Origin of the sequence: Cobetia sp. MC34 (genome assembly GCF_018340035.1) — a bacterium.
GTDB classification, from domain to species: Bacteria; Pseudomonadota; Gammaproteobacteria; order Pseudomonadales; family Halomonadaceae; genus Cobetia; species Cobetia amphilecti.
The window spans coordinates 80003-105677 of record NZ_JADPPY010000013.1 but is presented as its reverse complement, the minus strand read 5'-3'; the positions used below and the strand labels follow the sequence as shown (position 1 = coordinate 105677).

Here is a 25675-nt window from a genome sequence, read left to right as displayed (position 1 = left end):
TAGACGATGCTACACCTGATGAAGTGTACTTCTCTCAACCACTGATCCAGGCGGCCTGACGCCGATGATGACCTGATCCGAGCTTAGACGACCCGTCAGGTGGTCCAAAGGATGGGGTCCACTTCACTTCTGCAAAACGCGCTTCCCGCAAAGAATTCACAATACGAGCAGACGAATCACTACCTTAAGCGCGATCGTTGGAACGATACAAGGCTCGGCAGCCAACGACGCGCATGAAAAAGCCCCCGCCATTCGTGAAAAATGACGGGGGCTTTTCATGACGCATGCGCAGCTCAGAAGCTAGCGATCAGAAGCTAGCGATCTCTTCCGGACGCAGGAAGCGACATTCGCCCGGCTCCAGCTCCGGGTCCAGCTCGACAGCCCCGATGGCTTCGCGATGCAGGGCTTCGACGTGATTGCCGATGGCAGCGAACATGCGCTTCACCTGGTGGTAACGGCCTTCGGTGATCCACAGCAGGCCCACGGTGGCGGTTTCCATCTCGAGGCGCGCCGGACGGGTCGGCTTCTCTTCGCCATCCAGCATCAGGCCGTGATCGAAGTCCTCCACGGCGCGCGCCAGCTCATCGCCTTCCAACGGGCGCGCCAGAGTGACGCGATAGCGCTTGGCACAGGCCTTCTTGGGCGAGGTGACGCGGTGGTTCCACTGGCCATCGTCAGTCATCAGCACCAGGCCGGTGGTGTCGACATCGAGACGCCCGACGATGCTCAGGCGCTCGACATTGGGCAGATCGATCAGGTCATGCGCGCGCTCATAGAGGCCCGGCTTGCTGGTGCATTCCACATTGGCCGGCTTGTACAGCATCAGATAGCGCAGCCCCATCAGCTCCAAGTGCTCGCCATTCCATTCGACGCGCATGCCATCCTTGACGGCGCTCGCGGTGTTCTTGACTACCTCACCATCCACGGTGACATCGCCGCGGTGCACGACCTTCTTGGCATCGCTACGGCTGAGATCCGTGGTTTCGGCAAGGAATTTGTCCAGGCGCATCAGGCCTCCAGAGTGAAATGATCGGCGTCCATCCACGCCGGAAACTTGGTTCGAAACTCGTCGAGCGCGCCGCGTTCAAGCGTCACGGTCTCGATGAAGGGCTGGTCTGGCGCAGGGTCGAGGATGGGCTCGCCCTTGAAGTCGCAGACCATGGAGTCGCCGGTATAGTGCAGCCCGTTGGCGTCGTCACCCACACGGTTGACGCCCACCACGTAGGCCAGATTCTCGATGGCGCGCGCCTGCAGCAGCGTACGCCAGGGGTGACGCCGTACGCCCGGCCAGTTGGCCACGCACAGCAGCAGGTCATATTCAAAGGCGCTGTCGGCGGCGGTCTCGGCGGCACTCACGCCACCGATGACAGGACGCTGACGCAGCCAGGTCGGGAAGCGCAGGTCATAGCAGACCGAGAGCTGAATCCGAAAGCCGTTGAGCTCGACCAGCACCCGCTCATAGCCCATGCCATAACGCTCATGCTCACCGGCCATGCGGAACAGATGACGCTTGTCGTAGTGCGTCACTTCACCGTCGGGCGTGGCCCACAGCATGCGGTTGTAACACTCGCCGTCATCCAGCACCGCGATGCTTCCGGTCATCACGCAACCACGGGTGATGGCCTGTGCCTTGAGCCAGTCGACGCTCTCGCTGGACTCCATCGGCTGCGCCATCTCACGCGAATTCATGGTGAAGCCGGTGGCGAACATCTCGGGCAGCACGATCAGATCGGTTGCGGCATTGCGGCCATCGGTGCCCATGACCAGGCCAGCGGCATCCAGCTGCTCGCCGAGCAGGCGACAGTTCTCCGCCGGGTCTTCCCAGCGCAGGTCCGCCTGCACCAGGCTGACACGCAGTGTCGCCCCTCGCGAGGCATCGCCAGCATTCGCTTGCGAGGAAGTCGCCTGTGGCTGTGTCGTCATGGTCGTCGTGCCTCCCTGCTGACTGAATGGACGCTTGAGTGGCAACTGGCGGATTCGCGGCGGCGTGAGCCTTGCCCACCCTGCCGCTGGTCGTGCCACGCCTTGAAAGCGCTCATTCTACCGTCTGTGGCGATCAGATGTGAGAGGCAAAGCATGATCTGTCGTCGCCGTACCGCTCAGCGTGCGCACGAATCCCCGGCGGCGGGTGTGAGCATCAGAAGCCAGTGATATATTGGCGATGAACGCAAAGTCGCCACGCCAGGTTGCGGCGACGCCAGTTCACCGCGAGCTTGCTCGCCCCCTTCCCATTCCGACTCACAGGAGAGCTTCATGCCTCAGCTTCGCTTCCACGGTGTCACGCCTGCCCGTCTTGCCCCTGTCTCGCGCGCACTGATCGATCAGCTGAGCGAAGCGACCGCCACCGCGCGCGACGAATTCACGCTGGAATGCATCACCACCCAGTATGTGTTCGATGGTCAGCTCGTCGATGCCTTCCCCTTCGTCGAGGTGCTGTGGTTCGAACGTGGCCAAAAGGTGCGCGACCTGTGCGCCCAATCCATCGCGCAGGCCATGAATGAGGCCGGCTACCCGGAGGCCGAAAGCTTCTTCATCGCCCTTGAACCTTCGGGCTACTACATAGCAAGCAAGCCACTGGCGCAGAACGCAGACAAGCCACTGGCGCAGGATGGTTCGAGCGACTCCGCATGAGGCGGGAGCAGGCAAGCCCCTGCGCCGAGAGTCTGGCGCAGGCGCGCCGCGAGAGCGCCAAGGGTGTCGGCTTCGGGCTGGGCGCCTATGTGATGTGGGGCTGTTTTCCGCTCTACTTCGCGCTGTTCGAGGGCATTCCCGCCTGGGAAGTGCTGCTGCACCGCATCCTGTGGAGCTGCGTGTTCATGGTGCTGCTGATCAGCGCCATCCGACGCTGGTCGCCGGTGCGCGCCGCCTTCGCCGAACCCCGCAAGCTTGTGCCGGTGCTGGCCTGCTCGATCCTGATCGCGCTCAACTGGGGTATCTACATCCACGCGGTGGAGGTGCATGAGGTACTGCAGGCAAGCTTGGGTTACTTCATGACGCCGCTGGTCAATGTCGGGCTGGGCATGCTGTTCCTGAAGGAGCGCCTGACGCGCGTGCAGCTGTTCGCGCTGGGGCTGGCCGTTCTCGGCCTGAGCCTGCAGCTGATCGGCCTGACGAAACTGCCGTGGATCACGCTCTCGCTGGCCGTCACCTTCGGCACCTACGGGCTGCTCAGAAAGCGCATCGCGCTGGATGGCCTGTCGGGCCTGCTGGTCGAGACGATGATGCTCGCGCCACTCGCGCTGCTGCTGATCGGCGGTCAGTGGTTCTCCGGCGAATCGCACTTCACGGCCAGCGATGTCGGCCCGCTGGGGCTACCCGCCAGTGTGCTGATGATGTCCAGCGGCGTGCTCACCGCGCTGCCGCTGCTCGCCTTTGCCGGCGCGGCGCGTCGCCTGCGCCTCGCCACGGTGGGCTTTCTGATGTACATCAACCCGACCATGCAGTTTCTGATCGCGCTGCTGATCTTCAAGGAAACCCTGCATCCGACGATGCTGATCACCTTCGTGCTGATCTGGAGTGGTCTGGCGCTCTATACCGCCTCAACATTTTTCCAGCATCGCGCCCGGCAGCGCGGCTGACATCACCCTTGAACTGACACCACGAACCAAAGCGAGGATGCCCAGCCATGCCAGACCCTGCTGCAGACTCCGTGAGCAGCCGCCTGTTGCGCTTTCTGCCGCGCCTGCTGGCCTTCGCCCTGCGCGTCATCGGACAGTTCATTGCCAACCGTGGCGTGCTGCTGGCCGGTGGCGTCGGCTACAACATCCTGCTGTCCAGCGTGCCGCTGTTCGCCTTGCTCTGCGTACTGCTGACGCACCTGGTGGATGAAACGCGCCTGATGAGCATCATCGCCATTCAGGTCCAGCATCTGGGGCCGGGCCAGGAAGACATTCTGCTGGACGCGGTGCGCAAGCTGCTGGCCAATCGCGAGGTGATCAGCTGGATCGGCATGGGCGGCTTGCTGTTCTTCGCCGGGCTGGCCTTTCGCATGCTGGAAGACGCCATCGCGCTGATCTTCCATCAGCATCCGGTGATTCGTAAGCGCAGCGCCTGGATTTCCGCCCTGTTGCCCTACGCCTTCGTGATGGTGCTGGGCGCGGGCCTGCTGGCGCTGACCCTGCTGGTGGCGCTGGCTTCGGCGATGAATGACGCCCTGACACTGCTGACCGGTATCGAGCTGACCCTGGGCGATGCCGGCAGCGAGGTAATCTATCTGATCAGCATCGTCGGCATGTTCGGGCTGTTCAGCGCCATCTACAAGATACTGCCCCAGACCCGCGTCTCGACCCGCCGCGCGTTGGTCGGTGGCTTGGTCGCGGCCACCCTGTGGGAGCTGACGCGTCTCGCCTTGAGCTGGTACTTCACCCACCTGTCCTTCGTCGGTGCCGTCTACGGCTCGCTGGCGACGCTGATCGTGCTGCTGCTGGGGCTGGAGATCGGCGCCGTGATCCTGCTGCTCGGCGCCCAGGTGATCGCCGAACTGGAGCAGTGCTCACGCGAGAATATTCGCTGGTACCGCACGCCGGATCGCAAGCCACTGACGCGCCTGCAATCCCGCCGCAATGCCATGCAGCATGCCGGCGAGGTCAGCGAGGATGAGGAAATGGCAATGAACCCAGACAGGGGGTCAGGCAGTGGGTCAGGCAGTGGTTCAGAAAACGACTCAGAAAGCGGCTCGGACAAGCGCTAGTACACGCCCTCGGAAAGCTCACCGCACACAACGAAAAAAACCGCCCCGAAGGGCGGTTTTTTCATGCTCGCATCGCAGAGATGAAACTTGAGGTCACGCGAGTCGTTTCTGTCGTGGTCGACGCCTCAGTTGACCAGCGAGGCTTCCAGCGAGATCTCGGCGGTGAACAGCTTGGATATCGGGCAGCCGCCCTTGGCCTTCTCGGCGGTGGATTGGAAGTCTGCCTCGCTGATGCCCGGCACATCGGCCTTGGTCACCAGGGCAACCTTGGTCACGCTGAAGCCGCTGTCGTCCTTGTCCAGATGGACGGTGGCGGTGGTATCGATGGCCTTGGGCTCATGACCCGCCTCGCCCAGCATCATCGAGAGCGCCATCGAGAAGCAGCTGGCGTGAGCAGCCCCGATCAGCTCTTCGGGATTGGTGCCGGCGCCATCTTCAAAGCGTGTATTGAAGCCGTAAGGCTGATCCTTGAGCGCACCACTTTCACTGCTGACAGTGCCTTTCCCCTGCTTGACGCTACCTTCCCAATGCGCGGAACCGGTTTTCTTGATCGTCATGCCTGTCTCCTTGACCTGGGTGAACACTCAGGGCCGTTGCCCTGTACCAATCACATTGTCATGGCGCGTCGCGACTTCAAGGGGCGCCTGCCCTTTTGCCATCAGAAGTGTCTGATCGATCGCGTGTCGGCTGCGCCTCAATCGAGTGAGCAAGACACGCCACCCACCCCGGCGAGTGCGCCGGCCGCCACGGCCCAATTATTGAACAAGAGTTGAATTCGCGCCGCGTGCCCCGATAACTGTTCTATCGATTACCTGGCGCGCAACGCCGAGTGCAATCACTCACGTCATCCTCTCATGTCTGGCATCGTGCGCTCGCAAGCTGGCGCAGCATTCGCCGACACCTCATACGTCGCCGGTGAATCCCTCACCCGCGCGGCTGCCGACACCGGCAGCCAGACCCGCAAGGAGTCCCCTCATCATGTTCTACAAGACCTCGACAGACATCACTGACGACAACGCCCCTCTCCATGGCCAGCGCTCTGGTCTGCTCTCAGGCAAGCGCCCTGCCGCGAGCACCCGCCTGCGCCGTGGCATCGGCGCCGCCGCAGTGATGCTGGGCCTGCTGGGCCTCTCCCCGGCCCAGGCCTTCGACGAGATGAACACCGAGACTGGGACCAGCGGCGCGGCCTCTTCCCAGCATTCCTCGCAGGGCCAGCCAACGCCCAGCCACTCCAAGCGCACCGCAGACGGCGCAGCTGACGGCGCAGCTGACAACGGCGCGCACTATCAACAGAACGAACAGCCCGAAGCAAGTCAGCAAGACAAGGACAACGCCACGCGCCAGGTACAGAAAAGCCTCGATGGCGGCGAGATCGGCAGCCAGGGCGGCCGACACGCCAATACCGGCCAGGCCAAGCCGACCGAGAACTGGTTCGGCTGCCCGCCCTCCGGCAGCAGCAAGCAGAACGCCCAGTGCGACGGCAAGTGATCGTCAGCACTGAGCACTCGCCATAGGCACGATTGGCGCTGATGACGCAGGCCCCGCAACCCACGGTTGCGGGGCCTGCGTCGTTGCGCGCATATGCTTATGTGCATGGAAAGCAGCACTGCGTTGCCACTTCATGCAGCAACCCTGAATTATTTGAGAAAAAATCTCGCAAATTCAGTCAATTACATGCACAGGTTGTCAAAACGACAACACTCTCCTTCCAGCGTTCCGGCTTGTGACACCCAGGTGCGGCAGGCACGATATAGGGCATGCAGATGATCCGTCGATCATTCATTCAGGCCACCGCACTGCGTCGATCTTCACCTCTTTGTGCACGCAGACGCTCAGGGCCTACGACCGGATACGACAGCGGAATGCTTTCCGCGGGAGACGTACTAGATGACAGACACCACCGCACTGTTCACCCCCCATGCCTTCGCAGGGCTTGAGCTCAGCAATCGCCTGGTGCTCGCCCCGATGACGCGTACCAGCGCGCAGGATGACGGCCAGGTGCACTTCGACATGGTCGATTACTATCGCGATTTCGCGCGGGGCAACTTCTCGCTGCTGATCACCGAAGGCATCTACACCGATGAAGCCTTCAGCCAGGGCTACGCCAACCAGCCGGGGCTGGCCAACCAGGCGCAGCAGGACAGCTGGCGTCCGGTGGTCGACGCCGTGCATCAACAAGGTGGCCGTATCATCGCCCAGCTGATGCATGCCGGCGCCCAGACCCAGCACAACCGCTTCAAGGATGAGGTCGTCGCCCCCTCCAAGAGCCGCGCCAGTGGCGAGATGCTCAGCTTCTACGGTGGCTCCGGCCCCTTCCCGCTGGCCCGCGAGATCAGCGAAGCGGAGATCCATGACGCGATCGCCGGCTTTGCCACCAGCGCCCATCGCGCCAAGGAAGCCGGCTTCGATGGTATCGAGCTGCATGGTGCCAACGGCTACCTGATCCACCAGTTCATCAGTGAGCGCTTCAATCAGCGTGACGATGCCTGGGGCGGCGACGCCATCGCGCGTCTGGCCTTCCCGCTGGCAGTCATCCGCAGCGTGCGTGAGGCGGTCGGCGCCGACTTCGCCATCGGCATGCGCCTGTCCCAGGGCACCGTGACCGAACCGAACCTCACCTGGCAGGGCGGACCTGACGAGTCCCGCGAGCGCTTCGCCAAGCTGATGGAGGCCGGGCTGGATTTCCTGCACCTGACCGGCAGTGATGTCGATGCCCCCGCCTTCCCCGAGGCAGACGACGAGTGCGAGCGCAGTCTCAGCCTGACCGCACTGGCGGCACAGGTGCGCAGCGAGAAGGCCGCCGAGGTGAGTCTGATCACCAATGGCAATGTCGCCAGCGTCGCGAAGGCGCAGGCCGCCCTGCAGCACGCGGATCTGGTCGCCATCGGTCGCTCGGCGCTGGCCAATCATGACTGGCCCAAGCGCGTACAACGCGGCACCTGCCTCACCGAGTTCGACTTCTCGATGCTGTCGCCGCTGGCCACGCTGGCCAACGAGGAAGACTGGCGCATCGCCAATGACAAGCCTGCCAACTGCGAGGGTCGCTGCTGATAGCGGCTGACAGGCAAGACACAAAGAGCCCCGCCAGTCACTGGCGGGGCTCCTTGCGTTGGGAACTGGTCTCTTCTCGACCTGACCTCAGATATACAGCCACTGATCCCACTCAGGCCTTCAAGAGAGTTCCACTACTGAAGGCCAAGGCCGTCATGGCGGTCATGCCGGCCTTTGTCATGCGTCCAGAATGTCCACCTGGAGCGACGCCTGCTTCGTCAGGACATCCCACCCGGGGCGATTGCTCATCATCGGTTTCTCTCAGCAGTGACGGATACTGCTGCGCCCACCCAGCCAACTCCTCAAGCCCTGTCGCAAGACTGACACTGGGGCGAAAGCCGGTCAGCGTCTCGAGTGTCGAGGTATCTGCCCAGGTACGCTCGACATCCCCTGGCTGCATCGGCAGCAGACGCTTGCGAGCCGGGACACCCAGCGCTGCCTCGAGGCCATTGATGAAGTTCCCCAATGCGATGGGCTCACCACGCCCGAGGTTCAGGACACGCGAGGGAGCGGCATTCATTTCCTGCGTCGGCGGCAGGTGCATAAGCCGGTAGATGCCCTCCACGATATCACTGACATGGGTGAAATCACGTGCCATCTGTCCATGGTTGTAGACATCGATCACCTCGTCGGCCAGCAGCTTGCGTGCGAAACGAAGTGGCGCCATGTCCGGGCGCCCGCGGGCGCCATAAACGGTAAAGAAGCGTAGCCCTGTCACCGGTAAACCATAGAGATGCGCGTAGCTGTAAGCCATCAATTCATTTGAGCGCTTCGTGGCAGCGTACAGCGAGAGCGGGCGTACACCCGCCTGGGATTCCTGCAGAGGCTGACGGGTATCATCCCCGTAAACGGAACTGCTGGAAGCATAGAGCAAATGGCTCGGGGCCGTGTCACGACAAGCCTCAAGAAGATTGACGAAGCCGACCAGGTTGCTGTCGACATAATCAAAAGGCTGAGTGATGGAGTGGCGCACCCCAGCCTGGGCCGCCAGATTGACGACGACATCAAACTCCTCTTCCTGCATCAATGTGCGAAGCGCCTCACGTTCGACAAGATCCAGCTTGACGAAGCGAAAGCTGCCCAGCCGGCGTTCATTCCCGGGGGCAGCAACGCACTGCCTGGCAAGTGCTTCGAGACGTGTCAGGCGGTGCTGCTTCAGCGCCAACGGATAGTAGGGGTTGAGATTGTCGAGACCGACGACCTGCAGGCCTTCCTTCAAGAGTCGCTCACACAGAGCAGCACCAATGAAACCTGCAGCCCCAGTTACCAGTATCTTCATGCTCATCGTTTCTCCTGAGCGGTCATGACCAACGCCGTTGGTGCTGATGAGGGGCCGCCCAATGCCGCTGCGGGTACCGTCAATAATCGGTGGCGTCCCTGATGAAAGACCGGCGTGGCATTGGCTCCATCGTCTACTGCCGCCTGACACCAATCACGCATGCCGGCCAGAGGGCCTCGCGTGTCGGGTAGACGCAGACATTTGTCAGCCTCGATTATCAGCCAGCCATCGGGATACGCTGTCTGCCAGGAATCCAGCTGACTCGAATCGCGCTTCAACTGCTTCAGCGGTTGGGTCAGTCGCCCCAGAAATTGCCAGGTTGCCTGATAGTCCCAGCCAACGACGGCCACCTCCTGGCCTTCCTGTTGATGGTGCTGAACCCATTGAGCCAGGGCAGTCTGATCCAGACGTGGCCATAACGGACGTAATGTCAGGGCCAGCAAGCAGGTCACCAGCAACACGCTACCCAGCGCCAGTCGCCGCTGAGCATTCAGCGCGCTATTGCCCAGTGACTCAGCGGCAGGTGTTTGAGCCGTGATGGAGCGTCTCGCCTCATCCACGGAAGGCCATAGCCATACCATCAAGGCCAGCAAGCTAGCTCCTGCCATGAGACACGCAAGGCTTGCGTTGCCCGAAGCCACCAGCGCTGCATGGGTCGGCAGAAATGAGGCATCAGTCAGCCAGCCTGCGGGCATGACGATGACCGACAACGCCAGGCTTGTCAGTCCCAGGCCACCGCTGATCATCGCCAGCAGTTTCAGCGATGTGCGAGCCGGAGGCTGGCGCAGAGCAGCCCAGGCCAGCAGCAGACTCACCGGTACCAGTAGCGGCATCAGATAATGCACTTGCTTGCCGGAGATAAGTGAAAAGACCAGCAGTGCGCCCAGTGCCCAGAAGCGTCCCAGCTTCAGCAAGGGTTGCTCTGACGCTGGCCGCCGAGCAACCGAGGCCAGAAACCCCTCGATCAGCAATCGCGGGCGCAGGCTGAGCGGGAAGATCAACACCGCCAGCCACGGTAGATACCACCATGGCGGTCGAGCATGATCCTGCGCGGAGACGACGCGGTTTGCCGTCTGGCCCCATAGCAGATCCTCGACATAGTCGGGAGGGCCAGTGATGACAGCGGGAAGCAACCAGATGCACAACACCGCGATGCCCAGCAGCAGGCTCAACACCCAACCGCGCCACTCACAGACCCACACCTCGCGGGCTTGTGCTTGCGTCCACCAGGGGCGCGAGCCGACCACCAACAGAAACCACAAGAGTGCGACCGGCCCTTTGGCCAGCAAGGCCAACCCCAGCCACACACCACTCTCGAGCACGACGCTCAGGCTGAACGGCTGCGCTCCCTGTGGTGTACACCAGGGACGCAACGCGCCCAGTAGACACGTCGTCAACAGCACATCGAACATCAAGGCCTGGCTATAGAGCACCCACATCAGACAACCGGCGAGTATCCAACGCACCATGCGTACCCAAAGTTCATGTCTCTGCCGTTCGGCATCGGCCAGGCCAGTGGCCGGCCACAGGGTGCGGGCGACACGCCCTATCTGCCAGATACCCAGCAGACTGACCAGCGGCATCACCAATCTTGGCCAGACATTATTGACTCCAAAGACCCCCCATCCGGCGTGAATCAACCAGAACAACAGTACCGGCTTGTCAGCGTAGGCCGCCCCGTTCATGGTCGAGACGAACCCACTGCCGGCATGCCACATCTCCCATGCCACCGAGACATAGCGAGTTTCATCGATGGGCAGATAGGGTCGTGCCAGCGCTGCTGACATCAGCAACACTCCCCATAGCGTCCAACATATTCGCTCGCTGGCATTCAGGTTGATCAACGAATGGGAGCCTCTTCCCACCAGGGATATCGCACATGAAAGTTGCTTCTGACACTTCATGGCTGAACCTCCGGCATCAGAGTATGTCGCTGGGGAAGTCCGATCAGCTGTGCCGCTTCATTCGAGACCGAGGTCGGTGCCAGATACATCGGCGCAGCATCGGGATTGCCCTGACATTTCACAGCCGCGCTGCCAGGTAGCAGTACCCATTGCTCATCCGGCTCATTCAATGTGATGGCCTGTGCGCCATCCAGACAGGCATGCCGCTTGAGCTTGCGGGGTGTCAACAAGGCCCAGCGGTTCTGCGGGGCCTCCTTCAGCCATGCATAGAGGCGCGAGAATTGGTCTTCCTCCGGCGTCTTGTAACCGAAGTGCCACAATGGCTGACGCGCCTGCAGGATGTATTGCTCACGAAAATCGGGAATAGCCAATGCCTGGTAATCGCTCTTCTCGGCAACCTGCGCCATCAGTACGGCAGGATTGCGAACCGGGTCCATCAATCGTGCCCCCCAGGTGCCCCACAGACTCCAGAACACCACGAGCCAAATCCCCAAGGCCAACAAGCCGTTCCGTGGTTTCAGCCAGGCACAGAGCGCGATACCGCTGACACCCAGCAGCCCCCACCACCCCCACGGCACCACCCCCTCCTTTGCAGCAAGCGTCACCAATGCCGGGTACCCGAAGACACCGAGCAGTGCCGCGATCAGGAAGATGCCTGCCAGTCCGGCGCAAAGTGCAAACCCCAGCCAGGAGACATGAGGCTTACGTGACAACCCCGGCAACATGGGTGCCAGGCCGATCACCAACAGCGGCAGCGCCGGCAGGATATAGACTCCCCGCTTGCCTAGAGACAACGAGAAGAAGACCACCATCAATGCCGCACCCACCAGGGGCAGCCAGACTCGTAGATCGCGGCGCGAGAAGCGGCGAGCGAGTGCCTTCGGCCACGAGGGTAGCGTCAGCAGCAGCGGCATCCATGCCCAAGGAATCACACTGGTCAGGAAGTAATGCCAAGGCTTCAGATGATGCCAGCTGTCGGTGTATCGCTCAGCGGTCTGCTTGAGCAGGATGTTGTCGCGATAGGCGGCAAGCTCCGAATCGCCGGACACGAAGGACATCACCAGCATCGGCCCTACCCAGAGCAGCGGAGCCGCCAGTATCCAGCAGAGTCCGATCAGCAGCTCGCGTGATGTCAGCTGCCCTGCGCGACGACCACTGCTGCGCCAAGTCGATGCGTGACGCGCAGCCATCAGCCAGAAAGGCAACATCAGCAACGGCAGGAACCCGACCCCCTTGGTGAGGATGCCAATCCCCATCGCAAAGCAGCCGAGATAGAAATAGCGCACGCCATCATTGAGCAATGCATGCCGCAACAATCCCCAGCTACCCAGCAGGATGAAAGCCGTGACCAGCATGTCGATCTGAGCCGTACGAGCCTGCAGGATGAACTGCACTGACGCGAGCAACCACAGCCCGGCAATGAAGGCTGTGTGCCGGCCATGCAGGCGGCGAATCAGGTCCACGCTCAGCCCCAGAGTCGCGGCCCCGGCCACCAGCGATGGCAGGGCAAAGCCGATGCGGATATCCCCCACCAAGCCAGTGGACAAGGCACTGAGCCACATGAAGATCGGCGGCTTGTCGGGATAAAGCTCTCCCGCGCGGTGTGGCAACCACCAGTCCCCCGTGATCCACATCTCGAGACCATTGAGCGCGAAGCGTGGCTCATCGGCAGGCCACGGCATACGCATGCCAAGCCCGATGGCAGAGACAGATAGATACAACGCCCCCAGGACCCACCAGGGATGGCGGGAAAGTCTTCGGTACACACCGCCAGCTGGCGTCATTGCCTTCATGCGCCTGTCCCTTGGTGCTGAACGGGATTGGCATGGAGGTGTGCCACTTCAGTCTTGAGTCGGGCGTTTTCTATCTCCAGCGACGCGAGCCTGGCCTTCAGGGAGTCGTCAGTGCCCAATTCGCATTCTTCCGTCTTGCCACAAGCGTGTTCGACGACAGTGGACTCCTGCGGTGCCCGGGACGACGCTTCGCTGCCAGGCGACGTGAGTGACCGGCGATCCCGCTTGATCAAGCTCAGATTACGCAGATAGATGAAAAGCCCTGCCCCCTGACCGGCAATGAATACCGGGTCCTCGCGATGGATGGCATACGCAAGCAGCGTCATGCCACCGGCAAGCGAGAACCACCAGAAGGCACGAGGAACGATGGAACGACGCGCCTTCTCACTGGCCAGCCACTGAATGATGAAACGCGCCGAGAACAGCGCCTGGCCTCCAAAACCGACAGCGACCCAACACGGACTGGCATCCATCAGCAGGCACCCCGCGCCACGTCGGCCTGGTCCGGGTTGCTGTCACCTGCTGCTGCATCGTGACCGTCAGCCTGATATCTAGAGGGGGAATCAAACAGGCTTGTTGGCGCGGATGCAGAGGGCGTCGACACGTGCGTCCCCACCAACGGCAGCGAACCATGGTCGATGGCCTCACTGGCAGCATGGCCAAAGATATTCTCGAGCGGTGACGGTAGACGCGAGCGACGCACAAGCCACATCACTCCGACGATATCGGCAATACCGACCCAGAGCCGATCGAAGAAGCCGTATTTGGATACTCCTGCCACTCGTTCGCGGTGACGGACTGCCAATGACTGCACCTTGCCACCCTGAGCGCGAACCAACGCCGGAAGAAAACGATGCATGTGATCGAAATACGGCAGCCGAAGGAAGACGTCACGACGCATGACCTTGATTCCGCAGCCGGTATCTGGCGTGTCATCGTGCAGCAGCGCTTGTCGGATGGCATTGGCCAAGCGTGATGACACACGCTTGACGGCATCATCGCGGCGTTGCGTGCGATGACCAGCTACCAGGTCGAGCTTTTCGAGCGTTGCCAGTGACAACATGTCCGGCAAGTCCGCTGGATCATTCTGGCCATCGCCATCCAGGGTCGCCAACCATCGACCGCGCGCCAGCCGGGCAGCCTGCCACAGCGAAGTACTCTGTCCGAAACTGGTGCCGTGGTGATAGGGACGCAATCGTGAATCTTCCTGCGCAGCCTGCTTGAGCCAACTCCAACTGCCATCGCTGGAACCATCATCCACCACGATGATCTCGTAGCGCTGCCCCGCAAGCGCCTCATGCACCTCGGCAATAAGGCCCGGCAAGTTGTCACGCTCATCACGAGCCGGTATCAACACCGAAACTCCTCCGCACAAGGGCTCCTCGCCCTGCGCCGAGGGGTGGTCTGGACCAGGCGATGTCATGGTGATCGCGGACTTCATGGAATAACTCCTGAGCAATGACTGGGCGTCGAGCAAGCCGGATAGATGTCAGATCCTGCAGCGATCGGAACCGGCAGGCTGCGCGTTTCTGGCAGAAAGTTTGCCCGCAAACTATTAAGGCAGGCTTAAGTGAAGCGCGGATGACAACCGCCAATGCAAGAAGCCCCCGTCGCGCTGGGCGACGGGGGCTTCAATGCAAAGACATCATTGAGTCGAAGACTCTCTTGATACGGCTATGACAGACGCTTCACTTCCCTTGCCAGTGATCCCGCCCCCACTGCCGACGCTGGTCGGGCGTGAGATACGACCAGGCGACGAAGCGGCTGACCTTCTGCCCCTGGGACATCTCGATCACCCTGACCTCGCTGGCGCCACTGCGCTTGAGGGCTTTCCTGATGCCGGTCAGGCTCGCCGAATGCGCGACCAGCGAGGTGAACCACAGGCACTGCGTGGCGACGTTGCGGCTCTCCTGGATCATGCGGGTGACGAAGGCTTCTTCCCCGCCCGGACACCAGAGCTCGGCCGCCTGACCCGCGAAATTCAGCGCTGGCGCGTTGCGTGCACGCCCCTTGCGTGAGGCATTGCCGCGCTGCTGGCGCGACTTGTCGAGCCCGCGCCATTTGCGCTGCGATTCCCGCGCCATATCGGCTTCACTGGCATGGAACGGCGGATTGCACAGCACCAGGTCAAAACGCTCATCCGCGCCCCAGATACCAGCGAAGTGGCGCGTGCGATCGGCCTGCAGACGCACCTCGATCTGGCCCTTGAGGCGCAGATTGGCGCTCACAATCGCGCGAGCCGAGTCGATCGCCTGCGCGCTGATATCACTGCCGACCATCTGCCAGCCAAAGCTGCGATTGCCCAGCAGGGGGTAGATGAGGTTGGCGCCGGTGCCGATATCCAGCGCGCGCACGTGCTCACCCGCCGGCAGCTGACCGCCATTCGCTTCACTGATCAGGTCCGCCAGATAATGCAGATAATCGGCGCGCCCGGGGATGGGCGGACACAGATAGCCGGCGGGAATGTCCCAGTGGGCGATACCGTAATGGCGACTCAAGAGGGCCCGATTGAGCGCCTTGACCGCGAGGGGATCGGCAAAGTCGATGGACTCGCTGCCAGCGGGTGTCTTGATCACGAAGGCCGCCAGTGCCGGGCTCGCCTCGACCAGCGCGGCCATGTCATAGCGCCCACGGTGCGGGTTGCGGGGATGCAGCTGACCCTTGCGAGCCGGAATCACCTTGATGGCAGGCGCTTTGATAGAAGGCGCCTTGATGGCAGGCGCTTTGACGGAAGGTGCCTTGGCCGCGCTGGGCTTCTCGCGGGCGGCCGGATCACGACGGTCAGCCGGGGCGGCCTGCTGACATCTGTCAGCCGAGTCGTGTCGGGAGGATGCGCCGGACTTGGCGAGGGAAGCACCGCGTGGGCGGCGCGAAGACGAGGACATGACGACATACCGGGCAATGACAGGGGTCGCCATCTTACCAGAGGGTGCCGATCAACACAGACCGCTGACGCTCAGGACGCTACCTATCAGGACAGGTCGCTACCGATCAACGCTGCGCGCGAGTTGGTACGCTGATCGACCCGACGTGTCTGGGCGCGACGTGCCGTGGCGCGCTCGATGCTCAGCGGACAATTGCTGCAATAGCCCAGACACTCGATGCGATAACGCACGCAGCACACCTTGCGCGGCGTATGCCGTTCGCCATGGCGGTCCATCACGTCGCTGACCGGCTGATAGAGCGGATTGCGCCGCCCGTCGGCCAGAATTCTGGTCGCCATCAGCTGACGTGCCGGTGCCGCCTGCGCGACCCAGCCCTGCTCTTCCAGCATGCCGACGATATAGACGAAGTAATGTGCCGCGTTGCTCCAGAAGACCTTGGGCCCCAGCGCAGTGTGCGGCACGAGGCGCTCGATGACGGCCTCAAGATGCGCCAGGTAGCCCTGAAAGCGCGCCTGGAGCCGCGTCGTCTCATCGGCCGACTCGATCTCCGCCGGGAGGCTTGCGCCCTGCCCCGCTGCATCATCGAGTATCAGCTGCGTGACCACGCCATGCTCGCCAAGGCGCAGCGAAAGATGCCGCAGCTCCAATGGCAGTTGATGGTCCAGCAGCAGGTTGGCCGCCAGCGGCAGCGACACCATCGAGGACAACAGGTACTTGGACCACTGGGAAAGCAGCGCCTGCTCATCGGGGGCGCTGTGGGGAGAGGCGGCGTCTGCCGGGCCGGTCTCGTACTGCATGCCATGCGCGGCGATGCACGCCGCCAGCCACCCGGGGCTGAGCACATCGCGCGCCGGCACGACACGCTGGAGCGACGCCTCATCACCCGCCTGCACCTGAGCGTAGGTAGTGATCAGGTCCCGATAGGCAACCATCGGACCGGCAAAGAGCGGGGAAAGCGCGTCGATCATCGGGAAGCTCGCAGACGTGAAGAAACAGACAGTGCCTCACATACTAACGAAAACTATTAGCATTTGCATATCAAAAAAGCATGATGAACCAGCAGGGCTTGCAACGGGGGTTCCAGCGGGCTGCGTCGGGCTCGCCAGCACTCACAGCCTGCCGTCCCGACATAGCCGACGACGCACCCAGGCATCGTAGACTCGCGTCAGCGCCGGTTCGATCAGCGGCCGCGTGATCAGCCACCCCAGCCAGGCAAGACCGGGGATGCGCGCAAGCAGCAGGCGGTACGCCGGCATGCCCTCACAGATCTGCCCTTGCGCTGTCTCGACATGCAACGACAGCAATGCCTGCTTAAGGCCGATGCCGCGCGCGGCGAGATGCTCGGCGTTATCCGTCGCATCCCACCACTCGACGTTGGCGTCTTGGCGCGACAGCCGCTCGTAGCGGGCGCGTTCACGACGACACACCGGGCAGCGCGCGTCGTAGTAGATCCTGATGAGTGGCAAACCGTCACGTTGAGGTTGCTGGCTGGCGGTACCCGACATGCTGGCCTCCCTCTTGTGATGAATGTGCGCGGTACGCGCTCCTCAATGAGCGTTCAGAGCGACATCAGATCAGGACGCCGCGCCGATGCGGTCGGAATACTCCTTGTCTTCATAGCGATGCAGCGGCGCGTCCTCGGCACAGTCCGGGCTGGTCTGGAAGGTCTTGCGCACATCGAGTACCCCCAGGCTCTGGATGGTGCGGCGCCCCAGCAGCACCGGGTAATTCATGCCATCACGATCGCGCAGACTGAACTGCTCCTCGTAGCGCTCACCGCCCATGCACAGCGTCATCAGCACCACCGGGCGCGTATCGCGTCCGCCTGCACCGGACACCGTCAGGTCGCGATACAGGGGGCGCTCGAAGGTGTTCTCGACCTTGTCACCCTTGGCTTCGTCCTCGACTTCCACATCGAAACGCACCCATTCCTCGTCATCACGCTCGAAGGTCTCGATATTCTCGGCATGCATCGAGGAGGTCAGCGCGCCGCTATCCAGCTTGGCTTTCACCATCACGCCCCACGGCTCGATGGTCGCCTTTTCCACCCAGCCGAAGACCTTGTCGTCTGCCGCCTGGGCCACGGCTGGCGCAGCGAGCGAGGCAATCAAGCCGACACCGGCGAATTGACGGGCGGCGCGCGCAAGGGATGTAGCAGCGTGTCTCGACATGGTGACTCCTGGGAAAAGTGGCGACATTGCAAGGGCAATGCCCGACATCCTTCACCATGGAGGCTTGCGGCAAGGTTAACAAGGCGTGAGAACACACCCTCGCCTGTCACCCTGTCAGGCGAAAGCAACGGCCGGTTGCGAGCAGGCGATGACAGGCCACCCTTGATATGGCGCGCTGCCCCCACCAGCTATCAAGGAGGGCCGCGTCATCAGCGTATTGCTATCGGCGCACGGCCATCTGCGACATCCACTCGGCAGGAGGTCACCATGCAAGATCTATTACGTGAGTCACTTTCCCACTGGAGCCTGCTGCTGTGCTGGCTGTTGCTGATGGTACCGGCGCTGATCTGGGTCGTGCGTGACCTGACCACGAAGAATGCTCACCTGGCCCCGATGATGAAGTGGGTGTGGGGTCTGACCACGCTCTACTCCGGCGTCGTGGGCCTGCTGGTCTATCGCTTTGCCGGTCGTCGCCAGATCGCCGCCAACGGTGATGCCCGCAAGGGGCTGAGAAGCGTCGCGCACTGCTATTCAGGCTGCGGACTGGGGGAATTCGTCGGCGTCAGCCTGGCGGTGGGCCTGTTGGCCATGGGCAATATCTCCACCGCGATCATCACCTTCCTCTTCGCTTATCTGTTCGGCTTCCTGCTGACGGTCGGCCCGATGCTGCAGGGCGGCAGTGATGACAAGCCGCAGGTAATTCGTGATGCCTTCAAGAGCGAGACGGCCTCCATCGTGGTGATGGAATTGGTGGCGATTTCCGTGGACCTCTGGCTTGCGGGCGGCGCCGGCATGCATCAGCCGCTGTTCTGGAACTCGCTGATCATTTCCCTGAGTCTGGGGCTGCTCGCCGCCTGGCCCGTCAACGTCTGGCTGGTGAAACACGGCGTCAAGGGGGGCATGGCGGACCCACGCGAGACGGACCCGCAAGCGCAGCACCATGCACACTGCTGAAGCGCGCGCACTGCTGAGGCGCGCAGAGTGTTGAGTATTGAGGGTTGAGACATGAAAAAGCCCCGTCGGCATGCCGACGGGGCTTTTCTCTGACTGACCCTTTCACACTGTCATTCGCATCCCAGTCAGCGTGAAGCCGTCAGTCGCATCACGTTCAAGACGCTGGCCTAGACGAACTCGCCGTTGTGATAGACCTGCTGCACGTCTTCACAATCGTCAAGCAGCTCGAGCATCTTGTTGAGCAGCTCGGCGTCATCGCCGCCGACTTCGGTATGGATCTGCGGAATGAAGCTGATCTCATCGACTTCGAAGTCGAGGTCTTCACCGTAGATGTCGGTCAGCGCACCCTTGGCCTTGAAGTACTCGGTCGTCGGCGCGAGAACCGTGATGATGCCTTCGTCGAGCTCGATGTCACTGACATCGACGTCGGCTTCCATCAGCGCTTCCAGGACCTTTTCCTCGTCCTCTTCCGCGCCCTTGAAAGCCAGGATGGCGCGGTGGTCGAACATGTGCGACACCGAACCCTGCGCGCCCAGCTTGCCCTTGCCCTTGTTGAAGCAGGTGCGGACTTCGCCGAAGGTGCGGTTGTTGTTGTCGGTCAGACAATCAACGATGACCATGACGTTGCCCGGGCCAAAGCCTTCATAGCGCGCCAGAGCGAAGTCTTCGCCGCCGGTGCCCTTGGCCTTGTCGATCGCCTTGTCGATGACGTGAGTCGGCACCTGGTCCTTCTTGGCCTTCTCGATGAGACGACGCAGGCTCAGGTTGCCGTTGGGGTCGAGGCCACCGCTCTTGGCCGAGACGTAAATCTCGCGCCCGTAACGTGAATACACGCGTGCCTTGTTGAGAGAGGTACGCGCCATTGATTCTTTACGGTTCTGGAATGCTCTTCCCATGCAAGTCGACTCTTGTCCGCCTGAATTCAAATGCCCTTGCGACCATGTCGCGGGACCTGAAGCAGCATCGGCCTCCTGGCCGACACCGCAACGCTGTGACGAATAGTAACGCAGACAACGCCGTACGTCGCCATCCCTGCCGGGTCTTGCGCGTTGAGCGCAGCGCACCACGACGGGCAAGGTGACTCATGCATGCGGCTGACCGTCACAGACAGTTGGTCGGCTTGGGCAGCCCGGCGATGCGCGCGCCCACCTTGGGCGGGCTGTCCGGGAACAGCCGCATCAGATGCAGCGAGCGGCCCTTGTCGGGGCCAAACCGCTGGGTCATCGCCTTGCTCAGCGGGCGCATGGCCGGCGAGAGCGAGAAGCGCTGATAGAAGTCGCGCAACACCTCGATCACCTCCCAGTGCTCCGGCGTCAGTTCACGCCCCTCCTCGGCGGCCAGCATTTCCGCCAGCGCCGGGCTCCAGTCATCCAGATCGACCAGATAACCTTCCGCATCCAGTCCGATATCACGCCCATCAAGCGTCAGTGTGCGCACCGCTTCACTACTGGCCATACAGATCCTGATTCACTGTCTTGCATGAAAATTGAAAGGGAGAAGCGTCTGGCGCCTCAGAACCAGCTGACGGTCTTGTCGGCGGCCTCGGTCAGGGCGACGAAACCGTCGACGTCGACCACGATGACGTTCTCCGCGCAGCGCCCCAGCAGGCCGCGGGACTCGAGGTCTTCGCGCAACGCGAACAGCCGCCCCTCAAGCCCGGCAAGGTGCTGCTCGGCGTTGTCGAGGGCGCCATTGACGCCATCCTCGATCAACAACAGCTGATCTTCCGGACCCATGGCATTGAGCACATCATCATGGATGCGGCTGGAGAATGGCGAACGATTGAGTAGATGTAGATTCATGCAATTATCCAGGCAAGGGAAGCTGGGACTGCCACTGGCCATCAATCAATATCAATGACATGGCATCAGGAAACTGATGCGAGCATATCAGTCGCCAGCGTTGGCGGCAGTGACGTGTCAGAAGCTCAGCACGCGCGAGAACGCGGTTGTCAGCGCGACCACCTCGTCGTGCTCGAGCAGCGTGACCGGCAACAGCGTGACATCCTGCGCTGTCAGGCCCCGTGCGCGCAGCGCCGCCGCATCGACGTAGCAGCGCTCGACGTCATACATCTCAAGCGCCGCCAGCAGGTTGTCACTGCCCTTCTGTCCCAGCGGCCCGACCTGCTGCCCTTCCAGCAGCGCCATCACGCCATCGCCGGTGAACAGCAGCCCGACCTCGCGCCCGAAGGCCGCCGCGACCATCGCCGCCTCAAGTCCCTCGCGCAGCCAGCTGCTGCCATGCGGGCCATGGCGCAGCATGACCAGCAGATCACCAGCGGCTATCCCGGCGTCATCGCCTGCCGGGGCTGCCGTCATCACATCGCTCATGGCCTGCTCCTCATTCGATAAGTGACATCATCATCAGTGACGACAAGAAATGACGTCATGCAAAGGTGATCAGGTGGTCATTGTCCAGCGTCGCCTCGACCAGCTGGCCCAGCCCCGTCAGCTCGAACGGCGCCTCGAGGGTATGCCCCTGCTTGCCATGCCGCGCCGCTTCGCGCTCATCGAGCATGCCGCGTCTCAGCCCCGCCGCGACACACACCTGCAGGCGGGTGGCGTGATTCTCGGCAAGTGACAGCCAGCGATCGCGCAGATGCGGCTCGTCCTGGGGCGGCGCCATCATGTTGGCGGCGTTGTAGACGCCATCGTGATAGAAGAACACCGTGGTCAACTGATGGCCGCGCGCCAGCAGGGCGTCGGCAAAGCGCAGCGCCGAATGGCTGGCCTGCTGGCTGTAGGGGCCGCCGTAGACGGCCAGAGCATAACGCATGCGAACCTCGTGTGACTGCTCATGAATGGGCGCCATTCTAGCGCGAGTCACGCCACCTGACACCCGAACGCAAACGACCCCGCCGAGGCGGGGTCGTTTGCAGGTCTCATGTCCCTTCGCTTGACGATCAATCGTCGGAAGCGAAGCCCAGCAGGGCCAGCAGGCTGACGAACATGTTGTAGATGGAGACGTACAGGCTCACCGTCGCCAGCAGGTAGTTGGTCTGCCCGCCGTGGATGATCTGGCTGGTCTCGAACAGGATCGCCGCGGAGGCGAACAGCACGAAGCCGGCGGAGACAGCCAGTGCCAGGCCGCTGATGTTGAAGATCATCGCTGCCAGCATCGCCAGAATCAGCACGATGGCGCCGGCGAACAGGAAGTTGCCCAGGAACGAGAAGTCCTTGCGCGTCACCAGTGCCACCGCGGACAGGCCGGCGAAGGTGATGCCGGTCATGCCGAGCGCGGTCATCACCAGCTGGCCACCGTTGGGCAGGCTCAGGTAGGCATTCAGTACCGGGCCGAGCGTGAAGCCCATGAAGCCGGTGAAGGCGAAGGTCGCGAAGATGCCGGCGGTGGAGTTCGCGGTCTTGTGGACCAGGAACATCAGGCCGTAGGCACCGATCAGCAGCACGAAGATGTTCATGCGGCCGACGCCCATGCTCATCGCCACGCCAGCGGTCAGCGCGGAGAACAGCAGCGTCATTGCCAGCATCATGTAAGTGTTGCGCAGTACCTTGTGAGTACTGAGCGAGCGGCTCGCGGTATCCTGCGAGACCTGCCAGGAGCTGTTAGCCATGGTGTCTATCCTCAGGTTGCTACGATGGATTCATCGATTTGACCCCAGCATGCCCTCAGGGGTTTGCCTAATCAAGAGACAGAACGATGAAAAGCCCTATTGAGGCAACCATCCGGCGCGTGCAAGGCAACGACATCGTCAGTCTCCGCAGCCATTGTGGCATGTGCGACCTTTCAAGCATCTGAACGACAAGGAAATTTACGCTAAGCCCTTGACCCTGACTGAAAAATCCGTAGTATTTCATCCCGTGAGTCGGAGGGATGGCAGAGCGGTTGAATGCACCGGTCTTGAAAACCGGCGTAGGTTAATAGCCTACCCAGGGTTCGAATCCCTGTCCCTCCACCACCTTGATTCCGAAAGCCCCGTCTACTTCAGGTAGGCGGGGCTTTTTCGTGGCCTGACATATGACCTGATTCATGGTCTGGTGCCAGCAGGCGGCTCCGGCGGCCTCACCCCGGCGCCATCCTGCTGCAAGTGATTGTCCGCGATGGCTTTTCCGAAGATTTTTCTTCGCCTACCCCTTGCTATTCTCATCAGGTTCGGTAGTATTTCGCTCCGTGAGTCGGAGGGATGGCAGAGCGGTTGAATGCACCGGTCTTGAAAACCGGCGTAGGTTAATAGCCTACCCAGGGTTCGAATCCCTGTCCCTCCACCACCTTGAATTCCGAAAGCCCCGTCTACTTCAGGTAGGCGGGGCTTTTTCATTGTTGCCGCGCAGCGCCCATCGCCGCCACTTCGCTACCCGGCCTGAGCAGCGATGGCCAATGATGCGCCGGGCCGTCAGCGGGCTTTCGGCTACAGTGAGCATCACTGCGCCAGACATTCCTTGCCGCAGAATGTGCGCTTGCCCCCCCCCCTTTAGACAAGTCGAGACACCATGCCATTTTCTGCCCTTGGTTTGAGCGATTCCATCGTCAAGGCCGTCACCGAGCAAGGCTACCAGACCCCGACTCCCATCCAGGAGAAGGCGATCCCCGTCGTGCTGGCCGGTGACAACCTGATCGCCGCCGCCCAGACGGGTACCGGCAAGACGGCAAGCTTCGTGCTGCCCATCCTGCAGACCCTGCAGCAGGCGCCCAAGGTACGCGCCAAGCGCGTACATGCCGTCATCCTGACGCCGACGCGGGAGCTGGCGATCCAGGTCGAAGACAACATCCAGCACTACTCCAGGTATCTGGAAGTCAGCTCCATGGCGATGTATGGCGGCGTGGAGATCGAACCACAGCAGCAGCGCCTGATCGAGGGCGTGGACATTCTGGTGGCGACGCCCGGCCGCCTGCTGGACATGCTGACTCGCCGCGCGATCCATCTCGACGAGACACGCACCCTCGTCATCGACGAAGCGGACCGCATGCTCGACATGGGCTTCATCGCCGACATCAACAAGATCGTCGAGAAGCTGCCCAGGGAGCGCCAGAACCTGCTGTTCTCGGCCACGCTCTCGGCCCAGGTGCGCGTGCTCGCCAAGACCGCAGTGACGGACGCCGTCGAGATCATGGTCGCACCGGAGAACGTCACCGCGCCGGATATCAGCCAGTATCTGATCACGGTCGACAAGGAGTTCAAGTCTGCCCTTCTGAGCCATCTGATTCACGAGAAGCAGTGGCAGCAGGCGCTGATCTTCATCGAGACCAAGCGTGGCGCCGCCAAGCTGGTCAGTCAGCTGGAGAAGCGTGACATCACCGCCGAGTCCTTCCACAGCGGTCGCAGCCAGGCAATGCGCGAGCAGCTGCTGGCCAACTTCAAGGCCGGCACCATCAAGTATCTCGTGGCCACCGGCGTTGCCGCGCGGGGCATCGACATCGATGACCTGCAGCGCGTGGTCAACTATGACCTGCCGGACGCCGCCGAGGATTATGTCCACCGCATCGGGCGTACCGGTCGTGCCGGGGCCAGCGGCGAAGCCATCTCGCTGGTCTCGCGTGATGACTTCCGCAACCTGTGCGCCATCGAGCAGCACCTGGGCTATTTCGTGACGCGCGAAGTCGTGGAAGGCTTTGTGCCCAAGCTCGCGGTACCGGCCTCGAACAGCGACTACGCCCCCAAGTCCGCAAACAAGGGCCGTCGTCGCCAGCCCAACCGCCGCTGACTCTTCTCAGGGCAAGCCTGATGACGCCCTGACACACGCACGCCCCCGGAGACATGAATGTCATTCTCCGGGGGCGTGCCGGGTTGTATACCAAGCTTTGTTCGCAAATCTCTATACGCAAACCTCTGTGCACAAAACTCTGCGCGCAGTGAATTGCGCTCAATTGATGGCTGCGATGCCCGGCCCACCCACGGGGCCCAGCTGGGTGTCACTGACGAAGCCATTGCCGCCGTCCTGCTTGGCGCGGAACAGATTGACGTCAGCCTTGGCGATCAGGCCTTCCAGGTCCTTGTCGCCGGACTGACGCTGGGCGACACCGATCGACAGATTGACATCCAGACTGTTGAGGCCGTCATTGATGACGAACGGCAACGCCGAGGCGCCCTTGCACAGGCGCTCTGCCACCTGATCGACGCGCTCGCCATGCAGCCCCGGGCACAACAGCACGAACTCCTCGCCGCCATAGCGCCCGACCAGGTCCTCCCCGCGCAGGATGCTGCGCATGCGCCGCACCAGCTCCTTGAGCACCTGATCGCCGGCCTGGCGACCCCAGGTCTCGTTGATCAGCGCCAGATGGTCGACATCCACCATCATCACGCTCAGCGCCCCGTTATTGATCAACATGCCACGCCCGCTGTCGACCAGCTCGGCGCGACTCAGGGCGCCGGTCAGTGCATCGAAGCGCCCTCCCGTCTCGAAACGCTGCTGCAGGCGCTCCACCGACCAGCCCATCTGCACCAGCACCAGCGTGAAGAAGATGGTCAAGACGCCCAGATTGATGATGCGAAATGCCAGCATCCAGCCGGCGGGCAGCGGATTGGTCGGCCCTTCCAACATCAGGATGATGTAGGCCAGCAGCGGCATGCTCAGGCAGGCGGCGCACAGCATAACGCGCCGCATGAACGACATGCGGATCGAGTAGATGCACAGCAAGGCGCCGAAGTAGAAGTAGTCGAAGCCGGCCTCAGAGCCGAAATAGCGCAACGAGAAGCTGATCTGCGCGCAGGTGCCCAGCGCCATCAGCGTGGCCGCCAGGGCTTCACGGCGAGCACGGTGCAGCTGCAGACAGACCAGATCGACGATCAGCATCGCCAGATTCAGCGCCAGAATGCCCATCTCGCACAGCCACAGCAGCAGGATGGCGTAGAGCAGATGGCAGCTGACCGCCAGCACGTAGACCATGTTGAAGGTGGCATGAAAGGTCTTCTCATCCGCCGTGAGCCCGGGCGGGAATTGCTCGAATCGTCGCAGAAAGCCCGCGAGATGAGGATGTGGGCTGGCCATGTAG

General features: G+C 62.1%; 26 protein-coding genes and 2 tRNA genes. 9 read left to right on the top strand and 19 right to left on the bottom strand.

The features are described 5' to 3' along the window. Positions 1–307: 307 nt before the first annotated feature. Together IZU87_RS09390 and IZU87_RS09385 are read right to left on the bottom strand one after the other, a co-directional pair. A complete protein-coding gene (locus tag IZU87_RS09390; RefSeq protein ID WP_213114336.1) occupies positions 308–1009 on the bottom strand; it encodes a pseudouridine synthase in 702 nt (233 codons plus the stop codon). Continuing rightward, positions 1009–1923 carry a nitrilase family protein gene (locus IZU87_RS09385; RefSeq protein WP_213114335.1) on the bottom strand — a complete coding sequence of 305 codons (915 nt, stop codon included), beginning with the start codon at positions 1921–1923 and terminating at the stop codon, positions 1009–1011. The genes IZU87_RS09390 and IZU87_RS09385 overlap by 1 nt, the downstream gene beginning before the upstream one ends. 330 nt (positions 1924–2253) lie before the next feature. Between IZU87_RS09385 and IZU87_RS09380 the strand changes: the two genes are divergently transcribed. Genes IZU87_RS09380 through IZU87_RS09370 form a run of 3 tightly spaced genes read left to right on the top strand, consistent with a single transcriptional unit; the run spans position 2254 to position 4690 of the window. Continuing rightward, positions 2254–2631 carry a DUF1904 family protein gene (locus IZU87_RS09380; protein ID WP_213114334.1) on the top strand — a complete coding sequence of 126 codons (378 nt, stop codon included), beginning with the start codon at positions 2254–2256 and terminating at the stop codon, positions 2629–2631. Next, positions 2628–3578: an EamA family transporter RarD gene (gene rarD / locus IZU87_RS09375; protein WP_213114333.1), complete on the top strand. Its 951-nt coding sequence runs from the start codon at positions 2628–2630 to the stop codon at positions 3576–3578. Before IZU87_RS09380 ends, rarD begins: the two co-directional genes overlap by 4 nt. 47 nt (positions 3579–3625) lie before the next feature. Next, the gene (locus tag IZU87_RS09370) at positions 3626–4690 is read left to right on the top strand and encodes a YihY/virulence factor BrkB family protein (protein WP_213114332.1); all 1065 of its coding nucleotides are present in this window, start codon (positions 3626–3628) and stop codon (positions 4688–4690) included. Between the two features lie 125 nt (positions 4691–4815). On the opposite strand, the gene IZU87_RS09365 is transcribed toward IZU87_RS09370, so the two are convergent. After that, complete coding sequence (locus tag IZU87_RS09365) at positions 4816–5247, bottom strand: OsmC family protein (protein ID WP_043335071.1); 432 nt, start codon at positions 5245–5247, stop codon at positions 4816–4818. Between the two features lie 421 nt (positions 5248–5668). Here IZU87_RS09365 and IZU87_RS09360 point away from each other — a divergent pair, with 421 nt between their 5' ends. Next, complete coding sequence (locus IZU87_RS09360; RefSeq protein ID WP_213114331.1) at positions 5669–6178, top strand: hypothetical protein; 510 nt, start codon at positions 5669–5671, stop codon at positions 6176–6178. 399 nt (positions 6179–6577) lie between these two features. Further along, positions 6578–7741 carry an oxidoreductase gene (locus tag IZU87_RS09355; RefSeq protein WP_213114330.1) on the top strand — a complete coding sequence of 388 codons (1164 nt, stop codon included), beginning with the start codon at positions 6578–6580 and terminating at the stop codon, positions 7739–7741. A gap of 112 nt (positions 7742–7853) precedes the next feature. Here the strand turns inward: IZU87_RS09355 and IZU87_RS09350 are convergent, their stop codons facing one another. From IZU87_RS09350 to rloA3, 9 genes are all read right to left on the bottom strand, one after another. Beyond that, entirely contained in the window at positions 7854–9020 is a 1167-nt protein-coding gene (locus IZU87_RS09350) for an NAD-dependent epimerase/dehydratase family protein (protein ID WP_213114329.1), read from the bottom strand. A gap of 2 nt (positions 9021–9022) precedes the next feature. Continuing rightward, on the bottom strand, positions 9023–10807 hold the full coding sequence (locus IZU87_RS09345; protein WP_213114328.1) for an ArnT family glycosyltransferase: 1785 nt from the start codon (positions 10805–10807) through the stop codon (positions 9023–9025). A gap of 113 nt (positions 10808–10920) precedes the next feature. Then, on the bottom strand, positions 10921–12612 hold the full coding sequence (locus IZU87_RS09340) for a glycosyltransferase family 39 protein (protein WP_249330512.1): 1692 nt from the start codon (positions 12610–12612) through the stop codon (positions 10921–10923). 101 nt (positions 12613–12713) lie between these two features. Continuing rightward, the gene (locus IZU87_RS17695; protein WP_249330511.1) at positions 12714–13190 is read right to left on the bottom strand and encodes a lipid-A-disaccharide synthase N-terminal domain-containing protein; all 477 of its coding nucleotides are present in this window, start codon (positions 13188–13190) and stop codon (positions 12714–12716) included. Next, positions 13190–14074, bottom strand: a complete 885-nt coding sequence (locus IZU87_RS09330; RefSeq protein ID WP_240548731.1) for a glycosyltransferase family 2 protein — start codon at positions 14072–14074, stop codon at positions 13190–13192. Before IZU87_RS09330 ends, IZU87_RS17695 begins: the two co-directional genes overlap by 1 nt. 331 nt (positions 14075–14405) lie before the next feature. Next, a complete protein-coding gene (gene rlmF, locus IZU87_RS09325) occupies positions 14406–15602 on the bottom strand; it encodes a 23S rRNA (adenine(1618)-N(6))-methyltransferase RlmF (RefSeq protein ID WP_213114327.1) in 1197 nt (398 codons plus the stop codon). Between the two features lie 86 nt (positions 15603–15688). Beyond that, complete coding sequence (fhuF, locus tag IZU87_RS09320) at positions 15689–16570, bottom strand: siderophore-iron reductase FhuF (protein WP_213114326.1); 882 nt, start codon at positions 16568–16570, stop codon at positions 15689–15691. Positions 16571–16711: 141 nt separating this feature from the next. Then, the gene (locus IZU87_RS09315; RefSeq protein ID WP_213114325.1) at positions 16712–17107 is read right to left on the bottom strand and encodes a thiol-disulfide oxidoreductase DCC family protein; all 396 of its coding nucleotides are present in this window, start codon (positions 17105–17107) and stop codon (positions 16712–16714) included. A gap of 69 nt (positions 17108–17176) precedes the next feature. Next, entirely contained in the window at positions 17177–17773 is a 597-nt protein-coding gene (gene rloA3, locus IZU87_RS09310; RefSeq protein ID WP_052384744.1) for a retropepsin-like aspartic peptidase RloA3, read from the bottom strand. A 267-nt stretch (positions 17774–18040) separates the two neighbouring features. Between rloA3 and IZU87_RS09305 the strand changes: the two genes are divergently transcribed. After that, on the top strand, positions 18041–18727 hold the full coding sequence (locus IZU87_RS09305; protein WP_213114324.1) for a DUF4396 domain-containing protein: 687 nt from the start codon (positions 18041–18043) through the stop codon (positions 18725–18727). A 167-nt stretch (positions 18728–18894) separates the two neighbouring features. On the opposite strand, the gene IZU87_RS09300 is transcribed toward IZU87_RS09305, so the two are convergent. From IZU87_RS09300 to IZU87_RS09275, 6 genes are all read right to left on the bottom strand, one after another. After that, positions 18895–19623, bottom strand: a complete 729-nt coding sequence (locus tag IZU87_RS09300) for a YebC/PmpR family DNA-binding transcriptional regulator (protein WP_054557332.1) — start codon at positions 19621–19623, stop codon at positions 18895–18897. A 205-nt stretch (positions 19624–19828) separates the two neighbouring features. Continuing rightward, on the bottom strand, positions 19829–20182 hold the full coding sequence (locus tag IZU87_RS09295; protein ID WP_043335059.1) for a TusE/DsrC/DsvC family sulfur relay protein: 354 nt from the start codon (positions 20180–20182) through the stop codon (positions 19829–19831). 56 nt (positions 20183–20238) lie between these two features. After that, a complete protein-coding gene (gene tusB, locus IZU87_RS09290) occupies positions 20239–20529 on the bottom strand; it encodes a sulfurtransferase complex subunit TusB (RefSeq protein ID WP_043335056.1) in 291 nt (96 codons plus the stop codon). 117 nt (positions 20530–20646) lie between these two features. Then, positions 20647–21057: a sulfurtransferase complex subunit TusC gene (gene tusC, locus IZU87_RS09285; protein ID WP_235507078.1), complete on the bottom strand. Its 411-nt coding sequence runs from the start codon at positions 21055–21057 to the stop codon at positions 20647–20649. A gap of 55 nt (positions 21058–21112) precedes the next feature. Continuing rightward, positions 21113–21502 (bottom strand): sulfurtransferase complex subunit TusD, encoded by a 390-nt coding sequence (tusD, locus tag IZU87_RS09280; protein ID WP_043335054.1) that lies wholly within the window; start codon positions 21500–21502, stop codon positions 21113–21115. A 127-nt stretch (positions 21503–21629) separates the two neighbouring features. Continuing rightward, entirely contained in the window at positions 21630–22298 is a 669-nt protein-coding gene (locus IZU87_RS09275; RefSeq protein WP_054557334.1) for a Bax inhibitor-1/YccA family protein, read from the bottom strand. Between the two features lie 254 nt (positions 22299–22552). Here IZU87_RS09275 and IZU87_RS09270 point away from each other — a divergent pair. From IZU87_RS09270 to IZU87_RS09260, 3 genes are all read left to right on the top strand, one after another. Next, a tRNA-Ser gene (locus IZU87_RS09270) sits at positions 22553–22643 on the top strand. Between the two features lie 219 nt (positions 22644–22862). Next, a tRNA-Ser gene (locus IZU87_RS09265) sits at positions 22863–22953 on the top strand. A 222-nt stretch (positions 22954–23175) separates the two neighbouring features. After that, positions 23176–24387, top strand: coding sequence for a DEAD/DEAH box helicase (locus tag IZU87_RS09260; protein WP_213114323.1), 1212 nt, complete (start codon positions 23176–23178; stop codon positions 24385–24387). 159 nt (positions 24388–24546) lie between these two features. On the opposite strand, the gene IZU87_RS09255 is transcribed toward IZU87_RS09260, so the two are convergent. Next, a complete protein-coding gene (locus IZU87_RS09255) occupies positions 24547–25671 on the bottom strand; it encodes a GGDEF domain-containing protein (protein WP_213114322.1) in 1125 nt (374 codons plus the stop codon). Positions 25672–25675 lie beyond the last annotated feature (4 nt).